The 22,213-nt window shown below is 54.0% G+C and carries 21 protein-coding genes; 13 read left to right on the top strand and 8 right to left on the bottom strand.

Annotated features, from left to right (window positions below):
* Nucleotides 1-2: 2 nt before the first annotated feature.
* The gene (locus tag N909_RS0105305) at nucleotides 3-749 is read right to left on the bottom strand and encodes a sulfite exporter TauE/SafE family protein (RefSeq protein ID WP_029912436.1); all 747 of its coding nucleotides are present in this window, start codon (nucleotides 747-749) and stop codon (nucleotides 3-5) included.
* A 173-nt stretch (nucleotides 750-922) separates the two neighbouring features.
* Here N909_RS0105305 and N909_RS0105300 point away from each other — a divergent pair, with 173 nt between their 5' ends.
* On the top strand, nucleotides 923-1,141 hold the full coding sequence (locus N909_RS0105300; protein ID WP_029912433.1) for a hypothetical protein: 219 nt from the start codon (nucleotides 923-925) through the stop codon (nucleotides 1,139-1,141).
* Nucleotides 1,142-1,296: 155 nt separating this feature from the next.
* Here the strand turns inward: N909_RS0105300 and N909_RS0105295 are convergent, their stop codons facing one another.
* The 4 genes from N909_RS0105295 to N909_RS0105280 form a co-directional block, all read right to left on the bottom strand.
* Nucleotides 1,297-1,746, bottom strand: a complete 450-nt coding sequence (locus tag N909_RS0105295) for an acyl-CoA thioesterase (RefSeq protein WP_029912430.1) — start codon at nucleotides 1,744-1,746, stop codon at nucleotides 1,297-1,299.
* A 77-nt stretch (nucleotides 1,747-1,823) separates the two neighbouring features.
* Nucleotides 1,824-2,942 (bottom strand): peroxiredoxin family protein, encoded by a 1,119-nt coding sequence (locus tag N909_RS0105290; RefSeq protein WP_029912427.1) that lies wholly within the window; start codon nucleotides 2,940-2,942, stop codon nucleotides 1,824-1,826.
* Between the two features lie 144 nt (nucleotides 2,943-3,086).
* Nucleotides 3,087-3,542 (bottom strand): VOC family protein, encoded by a 456-nt coding sequence (locus tag N909_RS0105285; RefSeq protein ID WP_029912424.1) that lies wholly within the window; start codon nucleotides 3,540-3,542, stop codon nucleotides 3,087-3,089.
* A gap of 240 nt (nucleotides 3,543-3,782) precedes the next feature.
* The gene (locus N909_RS0105280) at nucleotides 3,783-4,844 is read right to left on the bottom strand and encodes an aminopeptidase (protein WP_029912422.1); all 1,062 of its coding nucleotides are present in this window, start codon (nucleotides 4,842-4,844) and stop codon (nucleotides 3,783-3,785) included.
* 294 nt (nucleotides 4,845-5,138) lie between these two features.
* On the opposite strand from N909_RS0105280, the gene N909_RS0105275 reads away from it, so the two are divergent.
* Nucleotides 5,139-5,360, top strand: coding sequence for a hypothetical protein (locus N909_RS0105275; protein ID WP_155005870.1), 222 nt, complete (start codon nucleotides 5,139-5,141; stop codon nucleotides 5,358-5,360).
* A 33-nt stretch (nucleotides 5,361-5,393) separates the two neighbouring features.
* Here N909_RS0105275 and N909_RS0105270 read toward each other — a convergent pair whose 3' ends face one another.
* Both N909_RS0105270 and N909_RS0105265 read right to left on the bottom strand, forming a co-directional pair.
* Nucleotides 5,394-5,990, bottom strand: coding sequence for a TetR/AcrR family transcriptional regulator (locus tag N909_RS0105270; protein ID WP_029912416.1), 597 nt, complete (start codon nucleotides 5,988-5,990; stop codon nucleotides 5,394-5,396).
* A 357-nt stretch (nucleotides 5,991-6,347) separates the two neighbouring features.
* A complete protein-coding gene (locus N909_RS0105265; protein WP_029912414.1) occupies nucleotides 6,348-7,883 on the bottom strand; it encodes an OmpA family protein in 1,536 nt (511 codons plus the stop codon).
* A gap of 279 nt (nucleotides 7,884-8,162) precedes the next feature.
* Here N909_RS0105265 and N909_RS0105260 point away from each other — a divergent pair, with 279 nt between their 5' ends.
* From N909_RS0105260 to N909_RS0105210, 11 genes are all read left to right on the top strand, one after another.
* The gene (locus N909_RS0105260; protein WP_029912412.1) at nucleotides 8,163-9,833 is read left to right on the top strand and encodes a sensor histidine kinase; all 1,671 of its coding nucleotides are present in this window, start codon (nucleotides 8,163-8,165) and stop codon (nucleotides 9,831-9,833) included.
* Nucleotides 9,830-10,540 (top strand): two-component system response regulator BtsR, encoded by a 711-nt coding sequence (gene btsR / locus N909_RS0105255; RefSeq protein ID WP_029912409.1) that lies wholly within the window; start codon nucleotides 9,830-9,832, stop codon nucleotides 10,538-10,540. Before N909_RS0105260 ends, btsR begins: the two co-directional genes overlap by 4 nt.
* A 277-nt stretch (nucleotides 10,541-10,817) precedes the next feature.
* Nucleotides 10,818-11,852, top strand: a complete 1,035-nt coding sequence (locus N909_RS0105250) for a 4Fe-4S dicluster domain-containing protein (RefSeq protein ID WP_211253927.1) — start codon at nucleotides 10,818-10,820, stop codon at nucleotides 11,850-11,852.
* A gap of 1 nt (nucleotide 11,853) precedes the next feature.
* Nucleotides 11,854-12,690, top strand: a complete 837-nt coding sequence (locus N909_RS0105245; protein ID WP_029912401.1) for an FAD/NAD(P)-binding protein — start codon at nucleotides 11,854-11,856, stop codon at nucleotides 12,688-12,690.
* Nucleotides 12,687-13,436, top strand: a complete 750-nt coding sequence (locus N909_RS0105240) for an NADH-quinone oxidoreductase subunit B family protein (protein ID WP_211253926.1) — start codon at nucleotides 12,687-12,689, stop codon at nucleotides 13,434-13,436. Before N909_RS0105245 ends, N909_RS0105240 begins: the two co-directional genes overlap by 4 nt.
* Nucleotides 13,426-14,754: a Ni/Fe hydrogenase subunit alpha gene (locus N909_RS0105235; protein ID WP_211253925.1), complete on the top strand. Its 1,329-nt coding sequence runs from the start codon at nucleotides 13,426-13,428 to the stop codon at nucleotides 14,752-14,754. The genes N909_RS0105240 and N909_RS0105235 overlap by 11 nt, the downstream gene beginning before the upstream one ends.
* Nucleotides 14,744-15,220 carry a hydrogenase maturation protease gene (locus N909_RS0105230; protein WP_029912393.1) on the top strand — a complete coding sequence of 159 codons (477 nt, stop codon included), beginning with the start codon at nucleotides 14,744-14,746 and terminating at the stop codon, nucleotides 15,218-15,220. The genes N909_RS0105235 and N909_RS0105230 overlap by 11 nt, the downstream gene beginning before the upstream one ends.
* Before the next feature lie 225 nt (nucleotides 15,221-15,445).
* Entirely contained in the window at nucleotides 15,446-16,867 is a 1,422-nt protein-coding gene (locus N909_RS0105225; RefSeq protein ID WP_029912389.1) for a carbon starvation CstA family protein, read from the top strand.
* A gap of 350 nt (nucleotides 16,868-17,217) precedes the next feature.
* Complete coding sequence (locus tag N909_RS0105220; protein ID WP_029912385.1) at nucleotides 17,218-18,021, top strand: endonuclease/exonuclease/phosphatase family protein; 804 nt, start codon at nucleotides 17,218-17,220, stop codon at nucleotides 18,019-18,021.
* A 387-nt stretch (nucleotides 18,022-18,408) separates the two neighbouring features.
* A complete protein-coding gene (locus tag N909_RS0105215) occupies nucleotides 18,409-19,368 on the top strand; it encodes a TAXI family TRAP transporter solute-binding subunit (RefSeq protein WP_029912383.1) in 960 nt (319 codons plus the stop codon).
* Between the two features lie 81 nt (nucleotides 19,369-19,449).
* A complete protein-coding gene (locus N909_RS0105210; protein WP_029912381.1) occupies nucleotides 19,450-21,222 on the top strand; it encodes a TRAP transporter permease in 1,773 nt (590 codons plus the stop codon).
* Here the strand turns inward: N909_RS0105210 and N909_RS0105205 are convergent.
* Nucleotides 21,193-22,110, bottom strand: a complete 918-nt coding sequence (locus N909_RS0105205) for a LysR family transcriptional regulator (RefSeq protein ID WP_051689542.1) — start codon at nucleotides 22,108-22,110, stop codon at nucleotides 21,193-21,195. The genes N909_RS0105210 and N909_RS0105205 overlap by 30 nt on opposite strands.
* Nucleotides 22,111-22,213 lie beyond the last annotated feature (103 nt).

Below are 22,213 nucleotides of genomic sequence, written 5' to 3'. Positions count from 1 at the left end.
CTTTATAGGAAAACGTCGACGCAGAGCTTCACCCCGGAGGCGAACAGAGCCAGGTAAAAAAAGCGGTAGATCGCTTCCTGACGGGCTTTCTGCAACACCAGGTAACCTAGCTTAACCCCGATCGGGGCCAGCGGCATCAGCAGCAACGAAGTGAGCAGATTTTGCGTTGCGAACAAGCCGAGCATGGTATAGGGGATCAATTTCGCATAGTTGATAATGGCAAAAAAGATCGCCATGGTTCCGATGAAGGTGACCTTGTCAAGCCGTTGCGGCAGCAGGTAAATACTGATCGGCGGTCCGCCGGCATGGATCTGGGTACTGGTAAAACCGGAAAGAGCGCTCCAAAAATATCCGCTGGCGCGGCCACCCGGTGTCCTCTCGTCCTGGTTGCCCCGCAGCCAGTAGTTCAGGCAGAAGGAAACGGCAATAACCCCAATGATCAAACGGATTGCGTCGGGAGGGAGGTGCCCCATCAGCAGTGACGCGATGATGATGCCGACAATTCCGGCCGGCACCATGATCTTCAGGTGCTGCAGCGAGAAGCGGCCTCGAAATTTCAATACCGCGAAGATATCCATGACGCAGAGGATCGGTAGCATGATGGCGGCCGCCTGCACGGGACTGATGACCAGTGCCAGCAGCGGCACCACCAGGGCGCCGACGCCGGGGCCCAACCCGCCTTTGGCCATGCCATAGAGGAGCACAGCGGGAACAGCGAGCAGATAGAAATAAGGGTCGATGATGATCACTGGTTGTGGTCCCTTGGCTGGAGAGGGTTCAGGCCGGCCGCAGCCGGCGAAAGGCGATACTAACTCTTTTCTGCGCTTTTTTAATATGAAAATAAGTTCATTGGTCGAACCGGTTATCCTTGAAAAAACACTCCGGGCTGGATTCCCGGGAAATAGACTGCAGGAGGTTATTTATGTCGGTTCAGTCGCTGTTCGGTGTCGTAGGGTTGTTGCTGCTGCTTGCCGCCTGTTCCGGGCGGCAGACCTTTCTAATCGGCCAGGAATGGCAACGCCAGCGGTGCTATCAATTGAGCGATGCCCTGGAGCGCAGTCGTTGTCTGGAAGAAGCGGGCATCCCCTATGAACGCTATCGGGAGGGGCTGAACCCGGATCGATCAGGGGACAAGGAGTGATTCCGCTGCGGGGGTGATTCCATTGCTCAAACGGTTCAGACGATTGCCCTGAAGGCGCTTGTTCAAAAATGGTTCCTACTGTTTTTTTAGAACAGTTTTAAAAGATGAACATCTCCCTCCTGATTTTAGCTTAATCTGCTTTTTCGGATTGAGAATCAGTGGTGGTTCCCTGAGGCGATGACCTTGAAGTCATCGGTTCGCTCCAGATTGTTGAACTGAACTATAATCTCTTGCGGTGGCACCATGATCTTGCGCGCCCGCAAGTCCAGCCAGGCTCCGTCCAGGTCGAGGGAGGCACAGAGTTTTCCCTCCCGGCAGATCTGATGGCGGATACTCCATTTGCGGTAATCCGTGGAAAGCCCGGTCAGGCGCATATCCACCACCAGCTCGTCGCCGCTGTTGACTTCGCGATAAAATTTCGCCTCTTCACGAAACAGCACCGGACCGATCCGGTTGCGAAACATCCAGCCGAGGCTGCAGCCTTGCTGATGCAAATAGTTGATACGGACCTGCGCACCGTAGTCGTAGTAGACCGAGTGGCGGACGTGACCGTTGGGGTCGAGATCGGCCCAGCGAACCATGATGGTCTGTTCGAATATCGCCATGCTCTGTTCCTCTCCCACTGAAAAGGCGGACATTAAGGCAAACTCTGTTGATCCACAGGCAAAATGCAGGCCGCGGGTCAGGGTGTCAGGAGGTGTTCTTGCTGTAATTCCTTCAGCAGTGCCGGTCCTTGGGAAAGATCATCAAAGATGATGGCCGAGGTCATCGTCGCACTGGTCACCGCATCGGCCTGGGCGTTAAAGGTCCAGTTGCCGGCAAGATTTTTACCGATCACCCGTTTGGCAAAGCGCTCGCTTTCGGCACGGCTCCATTCCACATTGCCATACTTGGTCAGATGCAGCGGCACAAAGTCGAGGATCCGCCCGGTTTGATCAAACGTATAGAAAAAGTGCACGCTATGGCAGACATCACAGATTGAGGAACGGTTGGCCACTTCGGCGAACACCCTTTGTACCTGGCCGTGACGCTTAAGAAGAGCACTGTAGACCCATCGCTGACTGGGCAATTGGAGTCTGCGGAAATCCTTCAGGTCTTGCCCTTGCCCGGCAAAGGATTTTTGAATCAGGGCGATGATTTCCGCATCGCTCTGGGGTGGACGCAGTTCTTTTGCCTGTTTGGTTTCAGCCTGGTTCCGGGTCGTGAATTCGCTGCTGTTAATGGTCAGCAGATATTTCAAATAATCAAAAAGCTGAGGCATATCATGATCCTCACCCAGGTGGGTGTCCGCGATAACGCCGAAGTCGCCCGGCTGGTCACGTAACACATACAGAGTAAACGGGGTCGGCCCAGCTCTCAGCGCTTTATGCAACTTGAAATTGCGATCAGAAACGACGGGATAGGCGACACTGTAGATGGACACGAAATCGGCAATGGCCGCATCGCTGTTGGCGACGGCCACACCCAACATCTTGATTTTCCCTCTGGTTGCCGGGTCGGCTTCGATTTTTTGAAACAGCTCGTTGTAAGGCTGAGTCTGGCGCTGGCAATGGGGACAAAGTACGTTGAGGATTTCCACGACAACAACGCGTCCTGCAACCTGATCAAGGGTAAACGTTGGCGTATCCGGCAGCCCCAGGTAGCTCCGTTGAGCCGTCTGCCGGGGGGTTGGCAGGGCAACCGCGGGGAACGCTTCACCAACCCCGATTGGGGTCGCGGCCCAGAGCTCCGCTGGCGACCGGATATCACCGCTGAATGCAAGAACGCAACACAACATACCGGCCAACAGGGATAATCTCATAAGCGCTCCTGTCTTGAGAATTCTGCAGCAACGGCTGCAACTCTGCGGGGTTGCCAAGTGGGAAGAAAGGCATCTTCTGTGGCTCGCGTGGAGGTCAGTAGCCTTGGTGCCGCGCCTGTTTCATCCCTGGACTGGGTGCGGGTTTCAAGGGTCCAGCATGTCTTTTTCCCGCAACTGCTGCTGGGCGACGGAATTTTTATGGAGTTTGAGCCCCATGCCATGCAAGACCCCGGCTGTTTTACTGAATTGAATATCTGCATATTCGACCACCTGGACAAAATTTCCCCAAGGGTCTCTAAAGTTCAGGCCTTTTCCTTCAACCAGCTCAACATCGTGTTCTTCCAGCCTTTCCCTGAGACCACTGCGGTCATTGACCACCAGGCCGAAATGACGCTCGCGGTCCGGCTGTCGGTTCTCCTTTCTGGACAATGCCAGAAACTGGTCGCCTAAGTCGATGAAAGCCATGTCTTCGCTGCGGCTGCGCAGAGTGAAGGAGAAGAAGTAGCCGTAAAAGCCCAGAGCGGCATCAATATCGCCGACTTCCAGGGCAACATGGTTGATGCCGACCAGTTTCGGTTTTGAGGATTCTTCCGCGGCCATCACTGACTCCGTAGCATTAAAACTATTGCCTTATTGTACAATAAAAATGAACATTCAGCCTATTTTGACCAGGATTTGTCATAAAAACAAACTTTTTTGCGGCCCGTTGCTGTAAATGGCCAGGCGTTTGAAAATGTTGAGATGCTCTCATCTCCCGGCAAAATAGCCAGTGAAGAGATATTATAACCAGTCTGCAACCCCTGGGTTGCGGGCCGATTATCGGGCTCAAGGCGGGGCGGCTCAGGCCTTTGGAGGTGTCCCTTGCTGCAGCGTTGCCAGCCGCTGTTGGCGCGGCAGCCGGCTGAGTTCTTCGACTTTTTGATAGAACAGCTTCAGGTCGCCGTTGCAGCTGCTGAGCAGGTTTTGAAACCCGGGTTGCAGGTCACGATATGTGGCAACGGAAGCTAGCCGGGCATTGTTGAGTCCCTGCGCCATCCAGCGATCAAAACGTCCGTCAATTGCACCGGTTTTTTCCAGACCTTGGTAGTGCTGCAGTGCATTGGCAATGATCTCCTGTTTCTGGCGGCGCATCTCTTCGACAGGGAGGTCCCGGGCATAAAGGTTTGCCAGTTTTTGTCGGGTTTCCCGCAAAAAGTGCTGAAAAAGCGTTGCTTGCCGCTCATGGTCGAGGTAACGCTGCCATTCCTCTGTGCTAGCCCGGCTTTGCAGCCAGCGTCTGACGCCTTCCATCTGCACGGTCATGGCAAAGGCTTCGTTAAAGGCGCTGTCCCCTTTGATGTAAACCACCTGGTGGGCCAGTTCGTGAAACAGCAGCCCAGCAAGGCGGGTTTCCGACGCGTTGATGAAGGTGTTGAGGACCGGATCGGCAAACCAGTTCAGAGTCGAATAAGCCTGGACCCCGTAAAGATCGACCTCGTAACCGTCTTTTCGCAACTCCTGTGCTTGTTCGGTTGCCGCGTCTTTATGGAAATAGCCTTTGTAGGAGACACAACCCGCAACCGGGAAACACCATTTTCTCGGCTGCAGGGAAAATTCCTTGGCCGCGACCAGGTTCCAAACCACATAGGGGCGGTCGAGGTCGGCATAGCTGCGATAACTGTCATTGTCCGGCAGGCCCAGTTCGAAAATGGCGAAGTCACGCATTTGTTGAACATTTTCCAGCCGAAGCTTCAGCTGTTCAGGAGTCTGCGGGTCGGCGACCAGGTTGCTGATTGGCACCGAGCGTTGCATGACATCGATATGGCCTCGGGCACACTGCAGGTAGTAGCCAAGGTCTCCACCGCAGGCAGCCAGGGACAACAAGGTGGCCAAAAGTCCGAAAATGATCAGCAGCTTTTTCATGGGAACCAGCGCAAAAGGAAATTGTGAAATTGAGCAGAGTTTAGCAGCTCTGCGGGATAGAGGGCAAACAGGTATTTGGCCAAATGATGCTTGCCGGGTTAACCATAGGGGCAACTGGTAAATCAGTTCAAGTATTTTTTAAAATATTGATTATATAAGTAGGGAATTATTTTAATTTTTAATATAAAAATAGTAGGAATTGAGTTTTTTCTTTGATAGTATAACCTCGTTCTATTCTTCTGCTGGGCGGTTGTTTTTTAATTCGGGGACAAGAAACAAGACTGGGAGGATTCTATGAAGATGAAATTTGGGTTGTGCTGTGTGCTATTTGGCCTGCTGTTTATCATACCTGCCGGGTTGATCATGATGGCCCTGCTTTCGCCAGATTTCCAGCTGGGCACCGCCGTGCTGATCTGGGCGCCGCTGACCGGAGTCGGTGCTTTGTCGGTATGCTTCTGGTGTTATAATCGGGAACGGAGACGCCGTTGTAGCATCATGGCGGGAGACAGATATTAATTATTAACAGTGGCCGGGCGGTCGGAGAGGTTTTCAGGCCTTGATGGCCGCCCAGGCGTTATTGATGAATTCTTCAGCCATTTCTTTCAAGGGCTGGGGCAGGACACATTCCAGATGCAGCTGGGCGGGGCGGAGGATGGCCCCGGTATAAGAAACAGCTGCCGCGAAATAGTCCCCCTGCTTCACTTCCCCGGTCGCCATTCCCTCTTTAACGATCTCCCTGATCAGACGAAACGGTTCGGTCAGACAGACCGGCCCCATGCCGTCCATAAATTCTGTATGGCGCATGAACAGCATGTACTGCATGGTTGCCGGATCTGCTTCGGTCAGGTCAAAAACCAGGTGGGCAAAAGCGCTCAGTTTTTCAAAAGTCGAGGTGCAATGACCGAGTCGTTCGAGGAAGTCGGTTTGAAATTGATCAAGGGTTTTGTTGTGAAGGGTTCTGGCCAACTGCTCTTTGCTGCCAAAGAGGTTGTAAATAGCGCCGGTGCTGACCCCCGAGCTTTTGACGATATCAGGAATGGAAACCCGGTGGTAACCTTTTTCAACAAAGAGTTGCCGGGCACAGGCAAGGACTCGCTCGGCTTTGGCTTCAGGATTGATGGTTCTTGTTTTATGTACAGCAAACATAGGCGAGAGCTCTACTGGTTGATAACGTCAAGGTATTCAATATAATTTCAAAATTTCAAAAGTCGAGCTAACCAGTAGGCTACCTTTTTTTAAGCTTTTCAGCAATATCTTATTCATCCTGTCCAAAATTCCTTACGTCTGGCGGAAATGTTCTTCCTCTTGAGCTGTTTCACGAATTGTTCTGGAAAGGGTAGGCCTTAAAGAATCTTTGGTTTCACGGAGAGTTGTCCTGAGCTGTTGAACCGGGAAGGGGTCATGCCCTTCCCGGTCTTTTTTGCAAGATGCAGAACTTGTTTCGCCCAGACCCTGCCGACGCTAGTGGCGGACTCGGGCAGTTGCTTCAGATGTTGCGGGACATTATTGATCCGCCAGTTTTTCGGTCTTGATGACCACGTCGATGCGCCGGTTGATAGCGCGGCGTTCCGGAGTGTCGTTGGGTGCCAAGGGCCGTTCCGAACCGTAGCCGATGGCCGTGATCTTGTCAGCGGAGAGGGTTCCGTTGGCAATGAAGTACTGGCGCACGGCTTCAGCGCGGTTTTTTGACAGCTGGGCGTTGATTGCCGCCGAACCGGTACTGTCGGTGTGGCCTTCAATGACCACCGCCGGTTCGCCGAAGGTGCGGATCGCCTTGCGAACCTGGCTGAGCAGGGCATAGTTGTTGGGCATGATCAGGTCCTTGCCGACCGGAAATTGCATGGCTTTCAGCCGAATGACCAGGTTGTCGCCCTGTTTATAAACCTCGGCCTGGTCTTTGCTGAACAGGCCCTGGACTTCATCGAACAGCTGCTGAAAGCGCCGCTCCGCTTCCAGGCGGGCCTTGGCCTGTTGTTCCTGCAGGGCGATCTGTTCCCGCTCTTTCTGAACTTCCTTGCTCTTGCCTTCCAGAGTGGCAATCTGTTTGCGCTGTGTCTCCAGCTGCGCCTGCAGATCGGCGAGTTTGGCGGCATATTCCGCCGCGTCCTGTTGTCTGGCTTCCTGCAGGTAGGTGTTGTCGTCCTTCAAAGAGGCAATCGATTCGATGACATTCTGCAACTGCAGGCCCGGTGTTTCATTGCGCAGATCGCGTGCGCCCAGGCGCATGGTAATCTGCTGCAGCCGTCCTTCACTCCACAGGGCGATATCCTCACTGTCCATCAGCCCGACTTTCTGGCTCAAGTCCATGATCTGGCCAAGCCGCTGGGCCTGGAACAGCGCCTGTTTGGCTTTCTCCTGCATTTTTTCGCTTTCATAGCGCTGCTCGGTGATGAATTGATCGGCCTCCTGCAGGGTGTTGCGCGCCACGATCAAGGTTTTCGGAGCCAACCGATCCGCACCGTTGGTTTCGGCAGTGGCCAGCAGGCTGCGCACTTCGCCGAGGGTTTTTTCTTTGATGGCGCGTAATTCCAGGTCGGCGTAGCCCTGGGCGACCTTGTCCTCGTATTTTTCCGCCCGGGCAATGTTGTTGTTTTCAATGTCCATGGTCAGACTCATGAACTGATCTTCCATATCCTTGAAATCACTGGCATAACTTGCGGCTCCGGCGGCGCTGGCCAGGGTCCGGGCCTTGATGGCGTTAGGGATGGTGGAGCGGGCGATCTGGGCATATTCCCTGGCTTTTTCCAGATAGGCATGACCGTAGGCGACATTGGTGAGAATGTCGGCGACCGAGTCATCATAGGCCAGTCCGTAACGGGCTTTGTCCAGAGCGTTCTCCGCTTTGGCATACCAGGTCGGGGAAAGCACATTGACCTGATCGACCCGGCCGGCGGCAAGGGTTTCTTCCAGTTCAAAGATCTTGCTGCTGGGGTTGTCCGAAATCGCCACCGGGGGGACTTCCAGAGTCGGGCCGGCACAGCCCGCCAGCAGGCTCAAGATAACCAGCAGAAGACACGACCATCGTTTGATGTGCTGCATTGCTCGTTCCTTTCCTCGATCTGAAGCAGCAGGGCAGAAGCCGTTTGCCCGCTGGCCAGATCTGTTGACAGTCACTTTTTAATTTGGCGATAAGTATACCGCGTTCTCGTTAAGATATGTATTTTCATTGCAATCCGCAAGCTTCGCACCGCGCGCGTGGAACTGCTGGAATGGTTCAAGGCTGCTGAACGGCGGAATTCCGGGCAGGTCATCAACCGGCTTGCGTTCAATGACTTACAGCATTATGGTTGTGCAACTGCAAAGCAAGGAGCCCGAGCGATGCAATTGATTTTTTCTCTGTTACAACAGATGTCAGTTTTTATGGTGGTCGCCTACCTGTTCACCAAATCCCCGGCGTTTCGACCGCTGACCGGGGAGAGTATCCGTCGGCGCCAGAAACTGATTCTCTATTTTGTCTTTTCCGGATTTTCCATCATGGGGACCTATTTTGGTTTGCCCATCAGTGATGCTATCGCCAATACCCGGGCTATCGGCGCGGTGCTGGCCGGGTTGATCGGCGGGCCGGGGCTGGGCCTGGCGGTCGGCTTTACGGCAGGCTTGCACCGCTATTTTCTTGGTGGCTTTACGGCCTTTTCCTGTGGGGTGTCGACCACCGTGGAAGGCCTGGTCGGCGGGCTGTTTCATCTCTATCTGATGCGTCAGAACGGGGTCCGCGATGTCTTTAATCCGCGCATCGCCCTGGTTGCGACCTTGCTGGCCGAATCATTGCAGATGCTGATTATTCTGACCCTGGCCAAGCCTTACCACGATGCCCTGGACCTGGTGGAGGTGATCGCCGCACCGATGATTCTGGCCAATTCCATTGGCGCGGCCCTGTTTATCAGCATCATGCGTGACCAGAAACGGATGGTCGACAAGGTGGGGGCGATCTTTTCCGCCAAGGCGCTCAAGGTCGCGGAAAAAACCCTGGGGATTTTCAGCCGCGGCTTCAATGCGGAAACCGCGGCTGAACTGGTGCGGATTATCCACGCGGAGACCGGTGTCGGCGCCGTCTCCATTACCGATCGCGAAAAGGTTCTGGCCTTTTCGGGGATCGGGGCGGATCATCATTCCGGTAAGCCGTTGTTGTCCAATTATGCCACTCAGGCGATCCAGCAGCGGAAGGTCTTTTATGCCGACGGAGTCCACGAACCTTTTGAATGCCCGCACAGCGCCAACTGTCCGCTGGGGTCCGCCCTGGTGGTTCCGCTGATGGTCGATAAGGAAGTGCTGGGCACCATCATTCTGTTTGAACCCAAGACCAAGCTGTTTCTCAGGAATAACCGCTCCCTTGGCGAAGGGTTGGCCAGTCTGTTGTCGGAGCAGCTGCTGCGCTCCCGTTATGAAGATCAGAAGAGCCTGCTGACCAAATCGGAACTGAAACTGGTCCAGGCCCAGGTCAATCCGCATTTCCTGTTCAACACCCTCAACACGGTGATATCCATCATCGAGCAGGATGCGCTTCGGGCCAAGGACCTACTCTTTCACCTGTCCAACTTCTTTCGTAAGAACCTCAAGCGCTCCAATGATCTGTCGACCCTGGAAGAAGAGATGGATCATGTCAATTCCTATCTGACCATCGAACGGGCCCGTTTTGAGGATCGGCTGGTCGTCGATATCGATATCGACCCGGCATTGTTCGGTACGCAGCTGCCGACTTTTACCCTGCAGCCGATTATTGAGAACGCTATCAAGCACGGGATCGCCAATATTTTCGGGACCGGTGTGATCAAGGTGCTGGCCAGACGGGCCGGCGCGACCATCCATATCGATATCGAAGACAATGCCGGCAGCTATTGCCAGAAAATAGAGCATGGTGGTCTCGGGATGAACCTGGTCGATAAACGGATCAAGAACCTCTATGGCGAGCAGTTCGGGATCGCGGTTAACTGTCAGCCCGATATCCAGACGCAAATCAGAATAACCATACCTGCAGGAGCGGCCTCATGATTCGAGCGTTGATTATTGATGATGAACCGAATGCCAGGCGGGAACTGGAGAAGCTGTTGGTTAAAACCGGTCAGTTCGAACTGATCGGCGAGTGTGGTAATGCCGTGGAAGGCGTCAAGATGATCAACCGGCAGCGGCCCGAAGTTATCTTCCTCGATATCCAGATGCCGGTGATCGGCGGGTTTGAAATGCTCAGTATGATCGACCGCGATATCATGCCCCATGTCGTCTTCGTCACCGCCTACGACGAGTTTGCGGTGCGTGCTTTTGAGGAGAAGACTCTCGATTATCTGCTCAAGCCGGTGCGGCTGGAGCGGCTGGAGAAAACCGTGGAAAAGCTGCACGAGCATTTGCGCACCCATATCGTGCCGGATTACGAAACCGAACCGTTGACGCGGATCCCCTGCATCAAAGGCGGGAACATCAAGTTGATCGCCCCGGAAGCGGTTGAATATGCCTATACTGACCAGAGCGGCGTGCACCTGCTGGTGGATGGCGATGTGTTTAACACCGATATGACATTGAAAGCCCTTGAAGAGCGAAGCGATCTGATCCGCTGTCATCGCAAATGTCTGGTGAATATCCATCAGGTGGATCAGATCATTCCCGGGGAGAGCGGGACTGCTGACATCAAGACTACCAGTGGTCATATGGTGCCGGTCAGTCGCCGTCACCTCAAAGACCTCAAGCGGCTGGTCGGAATCTGATCCCCGCAACATAGCGTTGGACCTGGTTCAAACTTTGCGCGCTTTTTTGTCTCCGACTCTTGGGGATCTCAAGATTGAAAGACCTTTCCCACCCAAAATACGTAGATTGTCTTGACACCTGATCGTTGTCGGTTATCAATTTAATCATTACTTTCAATTGAACTTGAAGAAGTACTAGCGTCTTTTGCTGCTACCACCCCACCTATTCCAGGAAGAGGGAATCAATTCGAGGTCAGACGTTGATACCTGTCGACCTCTGGCAAGAAGGAGTCAACTTGTGGCTCAGGCGCTGCTTGTAAAAGCAAAGATGGCGGAACTGGTGGAATTTTTGTCTGCCGGACAAAAAGTTGTTGGCCCGGTACCGCTTGAGAAAGGGCAGTTCAGGTTCGCTGAAGTCTCGCGGCTGACCGAGATGTCATTGGACTATATCCCGACAGTTCTCCCACCCAAAAAATATTTCATGCCCCAGCACGAGACATTGCTGAAATACGATATCGCCAACGGTCAGAAGATGGAGGCCGTTGTTGAGGTCGAGGACCTGGTTCTGTTCGGATTACATACCTGTGATCTTGCCGGAATTCAGTGCCTTAACGTGGTTTTTTCCGATCACCCCCGCGATATTCACTATCTCATTCGTAAGGGCCACTTCACTCTGATCGGACTGGAGTGCAATGATTATTGTGACGGACACGCCAATTGCGCCATGTTGCGCAATCATCTGCCGAAAGGAGGTTATGACCTGTTTCTCAGCAGGCTTGATGATTGCTTTTATGTCGATATCGGGACCGAGAAAGGTGAGGCGATTGTTCATCAGTCGGGATTGTTTGAGCCGGTGACTCCCGATGCGGAAAAGCAGCTGCAGGAGATGCGCGCAAACAAAAAGGAGATTTTTAAAAACGAGGTTGCGATCCGCTACCAGGATATCCCCCGCCTGTTTGATGAAACCTTCGACAGTGATGTCTGGAAACAGGTCGGAGAGCGCTGTCTGTCCTGCGGTAACTGTACCAACGTTTGTCCGACCTGTTACTGTTTCGATGTCAGGGATGAAGCTGAGCTTGATCTGACCAGAGGGCGTCGAATAAGGGTCTGGGATTCATGCCAGCATGAAAACTTTGCCAAAGTTGCCGGGGGCGAAAGTTTTCGTGAGACGCGGCTTGATCGCAAGCGGCATCGTTTCAATCGCAAATTCCGATACCCCATGGTCCGATACAAACGGATGTTCTGTACCGGTTGTGGTCGCTGCAGCCGAGCATGCATGGCAAAGATTGATTTGAAGGAGACGATCAACGCCTTAATTGAGGAGCGAGGCTGATATGGCGCTTATCGCTATCCACCATTCCGGATACGAGATCAAACGCGGAAAGCTGGTGGAAATCTCCAGTCTGACCCGTACCGAGAAGCTCTTCAGGGTTGAACTGCCCGAGGCCGAAACTCTCGATCACGATCCGGGCCAGTTTGTCGAAGTCTCTCTCTTCGGTGTCGGCGAAGCGCCGATATCGGTCTGTTCTTCGCCGACCCGGTTTGACAGCTTTGAACTTTGCGTGCGCAATGCCGGTCGCTTGACGGAGGTCCTGCATCAACTCGAGGTCGGGGACGAGGTCGGTATCCGCGGTCCTTTCGGTGTCGGTTTCCCGGTGGTGCCACTGGAAGGCAACGATATTCTGTTGATTGCCGGCGGCCTCGGGATCGCCCCTTTGCGGTCGTTGATCAATTACATCATCGATAATCGCCGTGAATTCGGGAAGGTCGATATCCTGCTCGGCTGCCGGGACCCGCAAAGCATGCTGTTTCACAATGAGCTTGAGTCTTGGGCCAAGCGCATTGACCTTAACTTTCTCTGTTCGATCGACAAAGCGGCTCCCGATTGGGAAGGTAATGTCGGATTGATTACCCAGCTGATTCCCGGCGTCAGCCTTGATCCTTTAAAAACCTGGGTTGTGACTTGCGGGCCACCGGTGATGTACCGTTTTGTGATTGACGAGCTGCTCAAAAAGGGGATTCCTGAAGACCAAATTTACCTGTCGCTGGAACGGCATATGAAATGCGGTCTCGGTAAATGCGGCCATTGCCAGATCCATGAGGTCTATTGCTGTCAGGATGGCCCAGTATTCAATTACAGCAGGGTGAAGAAAATCAGAGGAGCGATATGATGGGACGGCCCAAAGTGGCATTTTTTGATCTGGCCAGCTGTGAGGGTTGTCAACTTCAGATTGCAAACCTTGGTGAGGCTCTCCTGGATGTTCTCGGCGCGATTGATCTGGTCGAGTTCCGCGAAGTCATGTCGAATAGTTGGAATGGGACATACGACCTGGCCTTCGTGGAAGGGAGTGTGGTGAATCATGAGGCTGAAGAACGGCTACGCAAGATTCGGGAACGTTCAGACAAGCTGATTGCCTATGGAAGCTGTGCAACCATCGGTGGAGTGAATGGGATAAAGAACCGGCGGCTATTGTCTGAAAGCCAATCCGAAGTCTATGGCGACAAGGCACAGTGGTATCCGACAATTCGGACCCGGGCTCTGCATCAGCTGGTCAAGGTGGATTATTTCATCAACGGTTGCCCGATTTATCCAGATGAATTTCTCAGAGTGCTCAAGGCAGCATTGACCGGTGTGTCCTACCATGTGCCGGATTATGCAGTCTGTGTTGAGTGTAAGTTCAATGAGAATGTCTGCTTATACGACAAGGGAGTCACCTGTCTTGGCCCGGTGACCAGGGCGGGTTGCAATTCCTGGTGTGTCAACAACGGCAATGTCTGTTACGGCTGCCGGGGGCTGGTTTCCAATCCGAACCGGGCTGGTGCCGAAGAGGTGCTGAGCACGTACGGTCTAAGCGGTGAGCTGATCGCCAATAAAATGATGATGTACAATGCCGCGTTGGAGACCGATGATGAGTAGAAACGTTGCCCTCAATGTTGAATTCCTCACCCGGATCGAGGGGCATGGCCATATTGTCGTCGATGTCGTTGACGGAGTTTTACGCAAGGCGGAGCTTAAGATTGTCGAAGCACCGCGTTTTTTTGAAGCGATGTTGCAAGGGCGGTCGATTTTCGAGGCTCAGCATATTACTTCCCGGATTTGCGGCATCTGTGCCTGTAGCCACAGTCTGGCTTCGATACAAGCGGCGGAGGAGGCCATCGGCTATGTCCCCAGCACCCAGACGGTGAAGTTGCGCAAACTGCTGCTGCATGTTGAAAACCTCGACAGTCACCTGCTGCACATTTATTTTCTGGCCGCTCCTGATTTGCTTGGTGTGCAGAGTCTTATGGGGTTGATGACCGATCATTCGGGTGTGGTGCGCAGGGCTCTGCGGATGAAGAAGGCCTGCAACGATATTTGCGATACCCTGGTCGGCCGCCATGTTCATCCGATATCGGCGGTGGTCGGAGGATTCACCAAACTGCCGCAAAAAAGGGAACTGGAGAATATCCGTGCGATCCTGCAGGAGTTGATTGATGAGCTTGATCCAACCGTCGACCTGATTGCTGCGCTGACTTTTCCTGATTTCATCCGTGAAACAGAATATGTAGCACTTTGCAGTGACGATGGCGAATATCCGCTGCTGACGGGGGATGCCGGATCAACCGATGGTGTCCGCCGGGCCAAGGAAGATTACCGCACCATCACCAACGAATTCCTGGTGTCCCACTCGTCGGCTAAGCATGCCAGACTCAGTCGCGGATCTTATTCTGTTGGCGCCCTGGCACGTTTCAATCTTAATTTTGACAAGTTGCATCCGCTGGCCCGTACGGTCGCAGACAAGATCGGCCTGACCGCCCCCTGTTACAACCCATTTCTCAATACCGCAGCTCAACTGGTCGAGTGTGCCCACTGTGCAGCCGAGGCTCTGCGAATTGTCGAAGAACTGATTGACAATGGCGTTGATCAGAGTGAACGAGTCATTGTCGGCGTCAATGAAAATTGCTCGATTCCGGTTCGGGCCGGAAGCGGTGTCGGCGCCGTGGAGGCGCCTAGGGGGCTGCTTTTTCACCATTATCAAGTTGACGACCGAGGTATCATAAGGCAGGCCAATTGTGTCATTCCAACTGGACAGAACTTGCAGAACATTGAGGATGACATGCGTAAACTGGTGCCGGAAATTCTTGAAAAGTCAGAGGATGAAATCACCCGGATACTGGAAATGCTGGTGCGTGCCTATGATCCCTGTATCAGTTGCTCAACCCATTTTCTTGATGTGCACTTCATTGGTCGCTGAGTTCCTGAGACAACTGTTTCCATCGGGAGTGCGGCACTGCCTGCTGATTGCCCTTGGCAACACCCTCAGATCGGATGATGGGGTTGGTCCTTACCTGGCAGAACAGCTGAGGGGAATTGCCGGGTTGCAGATAGAAAATGCCGGCGACCGACCGGAGCGCTCTGTTCATTGGGTCGAACGTTATCGGCCGCGGACTGTTGTCTTTCTGGATGTTGCTGATTTCGGTGGCGCTCCGGGTGATTTACGACAAATTGGTCCCGGCGAATTGATCAATTCAGGTCTGAGTACTCATCGTCTACCATTAGCGGCACTGATCACCTGGATCGAACAGGAAAACAACGTCCAGTGCTATTGCCTCGGAATTCAGGCGGCTTCATTGCAACCCGGAGAGACTTTGTCAACGCCTGTTTCAATCACCGCCGATCTCCTGATTGAGTGGTTTAAACTACAGGCTGCGGCCGATTGAGAGGAAGATTTTTCCTCTAACAACAACTTTTTTGTTTTCCGCTTTTTTGTCACCTCCCATCTTCTATCAATATGTATTTCTGTCCTGCTTTCAACCATCCGGCCGCCGTTTTCGACCACTGACAAAGATATAGAACCATTGGTGAGTACGCGCTGGCTTCTGACGTATTGGATTCCTAAGATCAAGGCGTAATTAATCCCCCCCCCCCAATATAGGAGGAATGTCATGCTCTATTTCTTTGGCTGTGTTGCACTGCTGATCATCGGGTATTTTATTTACGGATCCTTTGTTGATCGGGTGTTCGGTCCTGATCCCACCCGCCTCACCCCTGCCACCACCATGAACGACGGGGTCGATTATGTGGAAATGTCCGGAAAGAAAATCTTCCTCATCCAGCTGTTGAACATTGCCGGGCTGGGGCCGATTTTCGGACCGATCCTTGGGGCCCTGTACGGACCCTCGGCGCTGATCTGGATTGTTGTCGGGAGTATCTTCGGCGGCGCAGTCCATGATTATTTTTCCGGGATGCTGTCGATGCGCTCCGGTGGCCAGTCGATTCCGGATGTGGTCGGGAACGAATTGGGTGTCGGATTCAAGCAGTTCATGCGGGTTTTCTCCATTGTCCTGCTGCTGCTGGTCGGGGTCGTGTTTGTTCTCGGTCCGGCCAAACTGCTTGGTAATCTGACCGGGCTCGCCGTTCCGGCCTGGGTTGCCATTATCTTTGTTTATTACTTTCTGGCCACGATCCTGCCGGTTGACAAGATCATCGGTCGACTCTATCCCTTGTTCGGCGCCGTGCTGATTTTTATGGCTGTCGGGCTGACCGCAGCACTGATTTTCAAGGGCTACCACTTTTTCCCTGAACTGACCCTGTCCAACATCCATCCCAAAGGCCTGCCGCTCTGGCCGTTGATGTTCATTACCATCGCCTGTGGCGCAATCAGTGGGTTCCATGCAACCCAGTCGCCGCTGATGGCCCGCTGCGTCAAAAACGAAAAACACGGTCGGCCGCTGTTTTACGGCGCTATGATCGGTGAAGGGGTGATCGGCCTGATCTGGGCGACCCTGGGCATGTCTTTCTACAACAACTCCGCAGCCCTCAATGCCGCACTGGCACAAGGTGGTCCGGCTTATGTGGTCAATGAAATTTCCACCACCCTGCTCGGTCCCCTGGGTGGTCTGCTGGCCATCATCGGCGTGGTCGTACTGCCGATCTCCTCAGGCGATACCGCCTTCCGCAGCGCCCGGCTGATTATTGCCGATTTCTGTAAACTGCCGCAAAAACAGACCAGCAAGCGTCTGGCCCTGGCGATTCCCTTGTTCGTCATCGGTTTCCTGGTCTCCCGCGGCGATTTCGGTGTCATCTGGCGTTACTTCGGTTGGGCTAACCAGACCCTGGCCACCATCGTCCTCTGGGCCTCCGCCGCGTATCTGATCAAAGAAGCCAAGCTGCACTGGATTGCCACGGTGCCGGCTGTGTTCATGACCGCTGTGGCTACCACCTATCTGGCCTATGCTAAGATCGGTTTCGGGCTGACCCTTTCCACTTCTACCGGAATCGGTATCGCGGTTGCCGTGTTGAGCCTGATTCTGTTCCTGTTCAAGTTCCGCAAAGTTGAAGCAGTGGTCGAAGAACCGGTCGGTTAACCTTACCGCGAACATTAACTGCTGAACTGTAATCCCGAAGCCCCGTGGTGTTTAACCACGGGGCTTTTTGTTTGCTGCCACATCCGGTGAGGTAACCGTGCGGTTTCGCTCTACTCCTGCAAAATAAGGAACGATGTCCTGCCGGTCGGGGTTTAACCCGTCCGGCAGGAACGGGCGGGATTCTTGGCAGCAGGGGGCTCTTGACGTCAATCTTTCTGCCCCTGGCCCCTTGTTTTCGCTTCCGACAATGCTTTAATTTTAAAAGATCTCTGTAACCTATTTGTACCAGGCTGGCTGTTGCGATGGCCCGCTGACGGCCGCCCTGTTCAGGAGTTTTAAAAGACCGAAGCATGCGATTTGTCCTCTACAATATTCGTTATGCGACCGGGCCCAAAGCGCGTAATTTTGTGCGTCCCACCGGCCGCAATCTCAACCGGATAGCGGGTTTTCTGCGTGATCTGCAGCCGGACCTGGTCGGCCTGGTCGAAGTCGATTACGGGTCCTACCGGACCGGCCGTAAAAACCAGGTCGAGCAACTGGCCGAATCCCTGGGGCATTACCATTCCTACTCCACCAAGTACGGGCAGGGTTCATTCTGGCATCGTATTCCGGTTCTTAATCGGCAGGGGAACGCCTTTCTGGCCCGTGACCGGATTCGTAATGAGACTTTCCATTTTTTCGACCAGGGGATGAAGCGCCTGGTCATGGAGTTGGAACTGGAACATATGGTGGTCTATCTGGTCCACCTGTCCCTTGGCGGACGAACCCGTCATCAGCAGCTTTCCGCCCTGTATGATCTGGTGCGCAAGACCGATCGACCGTTCCTGGTGACAGGAGATTTCAACATGCTCTGGGGTGAACAGGAGATCGATTTGTTTCTGGCCGCAACCGGGTTGGAGGATGCCAACCGTGCCGGCTTACCCACCTATCCGAGCCGAAACCCCAACCAGCATCTTGATTTTGTGTTGCATAGCAAGGATATCAAAATCAGGAATTTTCAGGTTCCGCAGGTCACCTTCTCCGATCATCTGCCGCTGGTGGTCGATTTCGATGTCGATGTCGCCGAAGACCAGCGGCATGGGGAGCGCGAACCGACCTGCTTCTGCGATGACCTGAGTGATCTGTCGGCGGTTGGCTTCGGAATTCGGCCTTAGCCGCTGGCGGAAAGCGAAAAACTGCTCGTTCCCAATCTGAAAACTGCACCGTTACCAGCCGGAGTGTCCGGATGGCAACGACCTATGCTGACAGTTTTTCTGACTTCGGAAGACTGCCAGGTGGTTCTTCCCAGCTTTCACGGAAGGGGCGGGCCTGGCCCTAGAGTGGAGTGATGTTCCGTCAGGATAGATTTCCTTTTGTTCTTTTTTAACCTTTGCTTTGCGTTGCCTCATATTTCCGTTTTTATTTGATAATTCAATAGATTCCGGATATCTTGAAGTCTTCTTTTTAATCTATGTTCTCGATTTTTTTATCCTGCTGCAGGCTTGCCGGCGAGACCGACCAACTGCAGCGACGACCGTCTTAACCAGAAGCGGAGGCTTTTTATGACCTTGACCAGACTGATCAGTAGTGCCGGCCTGCTCGCCATGTTTCTCTGTGCGTCCGTGGTCCATGCCGAGACCCGAGTGACCTATAAGTCCGCCAAAACCAGCTCATCCTATTACCAGATGGCGGTGCAGATTGCCGAAGCGATCAAAGCGGGAACCGGCGGTGAGGTGATTGTGACGGTTGAAGAAAGCCAGGGGTCGGTGCAGAATGTTAAGGAAGTCATGGTGCGGAGCGGAAATTATGTCTTCACCACCCCGCCGGCTCTGATCAAGCAGGCCCAGACCGGGCAGGGGAAATTCGCAGGCGATGACCCGGCAAAGTATAATAACGTCCGTTCTCTTTTCCCCATTCCTTCTTTAACCATGCATTTTGTGGTCCGGGCCGATAGCGGAATCAAAGATTTTGCCGATCTGGCAGGCAAGAGCATCCTCATCGGCAAAGGCTCCTTCGGCGCCCGCGAGGCGGAAAAATATTTTCAGCTGTTCGGTCTTGAAGGCAAAGTCAAATTGGCCAATGTTGAGTTGGGAAGCGCGGTTCAGGCGTTGAAAAATCGGCAGATTGACGGGTTCGCGACCTCCGGGTCGTTCCCGGCTCCCAATGTTGTGGAAGCGGCCGCCGGAATCGGTGTGCAGTTACTGTCATTGTCCGACGAACAGGTCGTCCTGACCAAACGAACCAAATTGCTGATTCCTGCCGGAACCTATCCGGGAGTCGATTACCCTGTCACCACCACCTCTCTGCCGGTGATCGCCTACGCCACCACCGATATGGCGGATGAGATCGCTTATCAACTGACCAAGGCGTTTTGGGAGCAGAAACAGAAAATGGCCAAATCGAATGCCTGGTGGGGCGGGGTTTCTCCGGAAATGCTGAGTAATATCTACGGGAAACTGCATCCCGGTGCTCTGCGTTATTATCAGGAACAGGGGATTACAGTTCCGGAAGCAATCCGTTGATTGAACGTCCGCATAGCGTTAACCGACTGAGCACCCGGCTGGTCCGGGTGCTTTTCTCACTGTTTTGAAGATTCAACAGATATGACTGACTCATCCCCGACCTCATCGTTGCGCTGGCCCTGGTACTGTCTGGGCGCGCTATCTATATTTTTTCATCTTTATCTGGTTTTTAGCGGGATGGTCCCCAATCTGATCAGCCGGCCGCTGCATATGGCCCTGGCTGCGCCCTGGGCGCTGGTCTTTACCGCCCAAACCCCGGCCAGACGCTGGAGCGGGTTGCTTTTGACTCTGGTTGCCGTGGCCAGCTGTTGTTATGTCGCACTGCATGAAGAAACGCTCTCTGATCAGTACGGCGCATTGCACGGATCGTTACAACTCGCCATGGCCGTCATTCTGCTGTTGAGTACTCTGGAGATGGCCCGCCGCAGCATCAGCTGGCCGTTGCCCAGTGTCGCCCTGCTGGCTTTGCTCTATGGCCTGTTCGGTCATTATATCCCGGGGGAGTTCGGCTATCCGGGGTTGCCGCTAAGAAGTTTTCTCGGCACGCTGACGATTGCTGAAGGAGGTCTCTGGGGTCAGTTGACCGGCGTCTCGGTGCAGATCGTCGCGATTTTCGTCATTATGGGGGCGGTACTGAATGCCGGAGAAGCCGGGCAGGGCTTTATGAATCTCGCAACCGCGGTGGCCGGACGGTTGAAAGGGGGAGCTGCCAAGGTTTCGGTTTTGTCCTCAGCGCTGTTCGGTTCCATTTCCGGGTCGGCTTCCGCTAATGTGGCCTCGACCGGGGCGATCACTCTGCCGGCCATGACCAAACTGGGATATCCGCGGGCCCTGGCCGGTGCCGTTGAGGCGGTGGCCTCGTCCGGCGGTCAGATCATGCCACCGTTGATGGGGGCGGGCGCTTTTGTCATGGTTGAACTGACCGGGGTGCCATACAACAGCATCATGGGTGCGGCATTGCTGCCGGCTATCCTCTATTTCCTGACCGTCTGGAGCGGGATCAATGCCTATGCCCAGCGCTATTCCCTCAAAGCTGTTGAGCAGGGGGATCTGCCGGAAAGAGCTGCGGTGATCACCACGGCACTTTTTTTCGTGGTGCCTTTTGCGGTGTTGCTGGAGCGTATGTTCAATGGTGGTTATACCCCGCAATATGCAGCCTGTGTTGCGATCCTGGTGGCTTTTCTCCTGCTTTTTGTCGATATCCGCTTCAGCTTTTCCCTGTCCCGCACTCTGCACCGGTTACAGGATGTTTGTTTGAACTGCGGCAAACAGATTTCCACTATCGCCTCGATTATCCTCTGCGCCAGCATTGTCATCGGGGTGCTGGGGCAGACCGGGTTGGGAGTTAAAATCACCTCGCTGATCCTGTCCGGCTCCGGCCACAGCCTCTGGCCGGCGTTACTGTTGACCGGACTGGCCTGTCTGGTGCTGGGGATGGAAGTCCCGACCACGGCCGCTTACGTCATCTGTGTCTCGGTGGCCGGACCCGCTCTGCAGGAGTTGGGGGTGCCGCCCCTGGTTGCCCATCTCTTCGTTTTCTGGTTTGCCCTGCTGTCGACCATTACCCCGCCGGTGTGCGGGGCGGTCTTTATCGCTTCCGGAATGGTTGGCGAAAACTGGCTCAAGATCGCGGTCTGTGCCATGACGCTAGGAATCGGCCTTTACCTGATTCCACTGGGCATGGTGGCTAATCCGGCCCTGATCAGGCTGTTCGATACCCCGGTTGCCGCCTTGCTGGCGTTTTTCAAGTTGGGGGCCAGCCTGACGGCAATCTCCTACGGGATTATCGCTCCGCGCGGGGTGCTGGCCCGGCTGGCTCTGGTATCAGCCGGACTGGTGGGGATCTTTGTCTGAGTCGGTAGGAGCACTGAGCCGGTTCTGCCGCAGCAGAAAGTCGATAAAGGCCCGGTTGGCTCTGGACAGATAGCGTTCGGATTTCCAGGCAATATACAAATCCAAGTGCAGGCGCGGTGAAAAGGAGATTGCTGCAAGTTGAGGATCACCCTGAACCGCCATCCGTAAAAATGTTGAGGTTCCCAGTCCCTGTTTGATCAGAGAACTGGCCAGGGTATACAGATTGGTTTCGAAAATGACCTGGGGGCGCTGCTTTTCCCTGGCAATCATCTCATCCAGCAATTCCCGCATGTAATAGCCTTCCTTGAAGACAATCTGCGGTTCACCGAAAAACTCTGCCGGAGTGATTTCACTGCACTCGGCAAGGGGGTGGTCGACCGGAACGCAGGCGACAATCTCTTCGCGCAGAAAGTGCTGGTAGCTCAGTTCGCCATGGTGGACCGGAGCAGTGATGACCCCCATATCGATCTCCCCTTTGCGCAGCAGGCGCTGGATCTGCCCCGCCCCCTCGCCGCTGACTGCGACCTGCAGGTGCGGATACTGCTGGCGAAACAGTTGGATAATCTTGGGAAAATAAAAGGAACTCATCATCGGTGGAATCCCGATCCGTACCTCCCCGCGGGACAGCTCTTTTAATTCAGCCATTTCCGTTGCGGCAACGGCCAGATTGTCAAGAATCCGCTCCGCGTGTTTGAGCAACGTTTCCCCCTCTGCGGTGAGGGTAATGCGTTTGTCCTGTCGATTAAGAAGGGTCAGATCCAGTTCCTCTTCCAGTTTGCGCAGGGTCATGCTCACCGCCGGTTGAGCAATATGCAGTTGCTCGGCGGCCCGGGTAAAATTCCCCTGACGAACGATTTCAGTAAAAACCCGTAATTGACGGATATCCATCGACGCATCCTCTATCAAAGATTGTTATGGTAATCATAATAACAATATATTTTTATTATATCCAGCCATGCAGTAAGCTGTTCCCAGTCCTCTTCAACCATGC

It is taken from the genome of Pelobacter seleniigenes DSM 18267 (assembly GCF_000711225.1).
Classification (GTDB): Bacteria; Desulfobacterota; Desulfuromonadia; order Desulfuromonadales; family Geopsychrobacteraceae; genus Seleniibacterium; species Seleniibacterium seleniigenes.
This window is presented reverse-complemented; position numbering and strand designations above follow the sequence as displayed.

Bases quoted from the DNA above. Each gene is read 5' to 3' on its own strand.
- N909_RS0105290 (WP_029912427.1), bottom strand. From the start codon at position 2,942: ATGAGATTATCCCTGTTGGCCGGTATGTTGTGTTGCGTTCTTGCATTC.
- N909_RS0105260 (WP_029912412.1), top strand. From the start codon at position 8,163: ATGCAATTGATTTTTTCTCTGTTACAACAGATGTCAGTTTTTATGGTG.
- N909_RS0105245 (WP_029912401.1), top strand. From the start codon at position 11,854: ATGGCGCTTATCGCTATCCACCATTCCGGATACGAGATCAAACGCGGA.
- N909_RS0105285 (WP_029912424.1), bottom strand. From the start codon at position 3,542: ATGGCCGCGGAAGAATCCTCAAAACCGAAACTGGTCGGCATCAACCAT.
- N909_RS0105300 (WP_029912433.1), top strand. From the start codon at position 923: ATGTCGGTTCAGTCGCTGTTCGGTGTCGTAGGGTTGTTGCTGCTGCTT.
- N909_RS0105205 (WP_051689542.1), bottom strand. From the start codon at position 22,110: ATGGATATCCGTCAATTACGGGTTTTTACTGAAATCGTTCGTCAGGGG.
- N909_RS0105235 (WP_211253925.1), top strand. From the start codon at position 13,426: ATGATGAGTAGAAACGTTGCCCTCAATGTTGAATTCCTCACCCGGATC.
- N909_RS0105225 (WP_029912389.1), top strand. From the start codon at position 15,446: ATGCTCTATTTCTTTGGCTGTGTTGCACTGCTGATCATCGGGTATTTT.
- N909_RS0105270 (WP_029912416.1), bottom strand. From the start codon at position 5,990: ATGTTTGCTGTACATAAAACAAGAACCATCAATCCTGAAGCCAAAGCC.
- N909_RS0105220 (WP_029912385.1), top strand. From the start codon at position 17,218: ATGCGATTTGTCCTCTACAATATTCGTTATGCGACCGGGCCCAAAGCG.
- N909_RS0105275 (WP_155005870.1), top strand. From the start codon at position 5,139: ATGAAGATGAAATTTGGGTTGTGCTGTGTGCTATTTGGCCTGCTGTTT.
- N909_RS0105295 (WP_029912430.1), bottom strand. From the start codon at position 1,746: ATGGCGATATTCGAACAGACCATCATGGTTCGCTGGGCCGATCTCGAC.
- N909_RS0105215 (WP_029912383.1), top strand. From the start codon at position 18,409: ATGACCTTGACCAGACTGATCAGTAGTGCCGGCCTGCTCGCCATGTTT.
- N909_RS0105240 (WP_211253926.1), top strand. From the start codon at position 12,687: ATGATGGGACGGCCCAAAGTGGCATTTTTTGATCTGGCCAGCTGTGAG.
- N909_RS0105265 (WP_029912414.1), bottom strand. From the start codon at position 7,883: ATGCAGCACATCAAACGATGGTCGTGTCTTCTGCTGGTTATCTTGAGC.
- btsR (WP_029912409.1), top strand. From the start codon at position 9,830: ATGATTCGAGCGTTGATTATTGATGATGAACCGAATGCCAGGCGGGAA.
- N909_RS0105210 (WP_029912381.1), top strand. From the start codon at position 19,450: ATGACTGACTCATCCCCGACCTCATCGTTGCGCTGGCCCTGGTACTGT.
- N909_RS0105280 (WP_029912422.1), bottom strand. From the start codon at position 4,844: ATGAAAAAGCTGCTGATCATTTTCGGACTTTTGGCCACCTTGTTGTCC.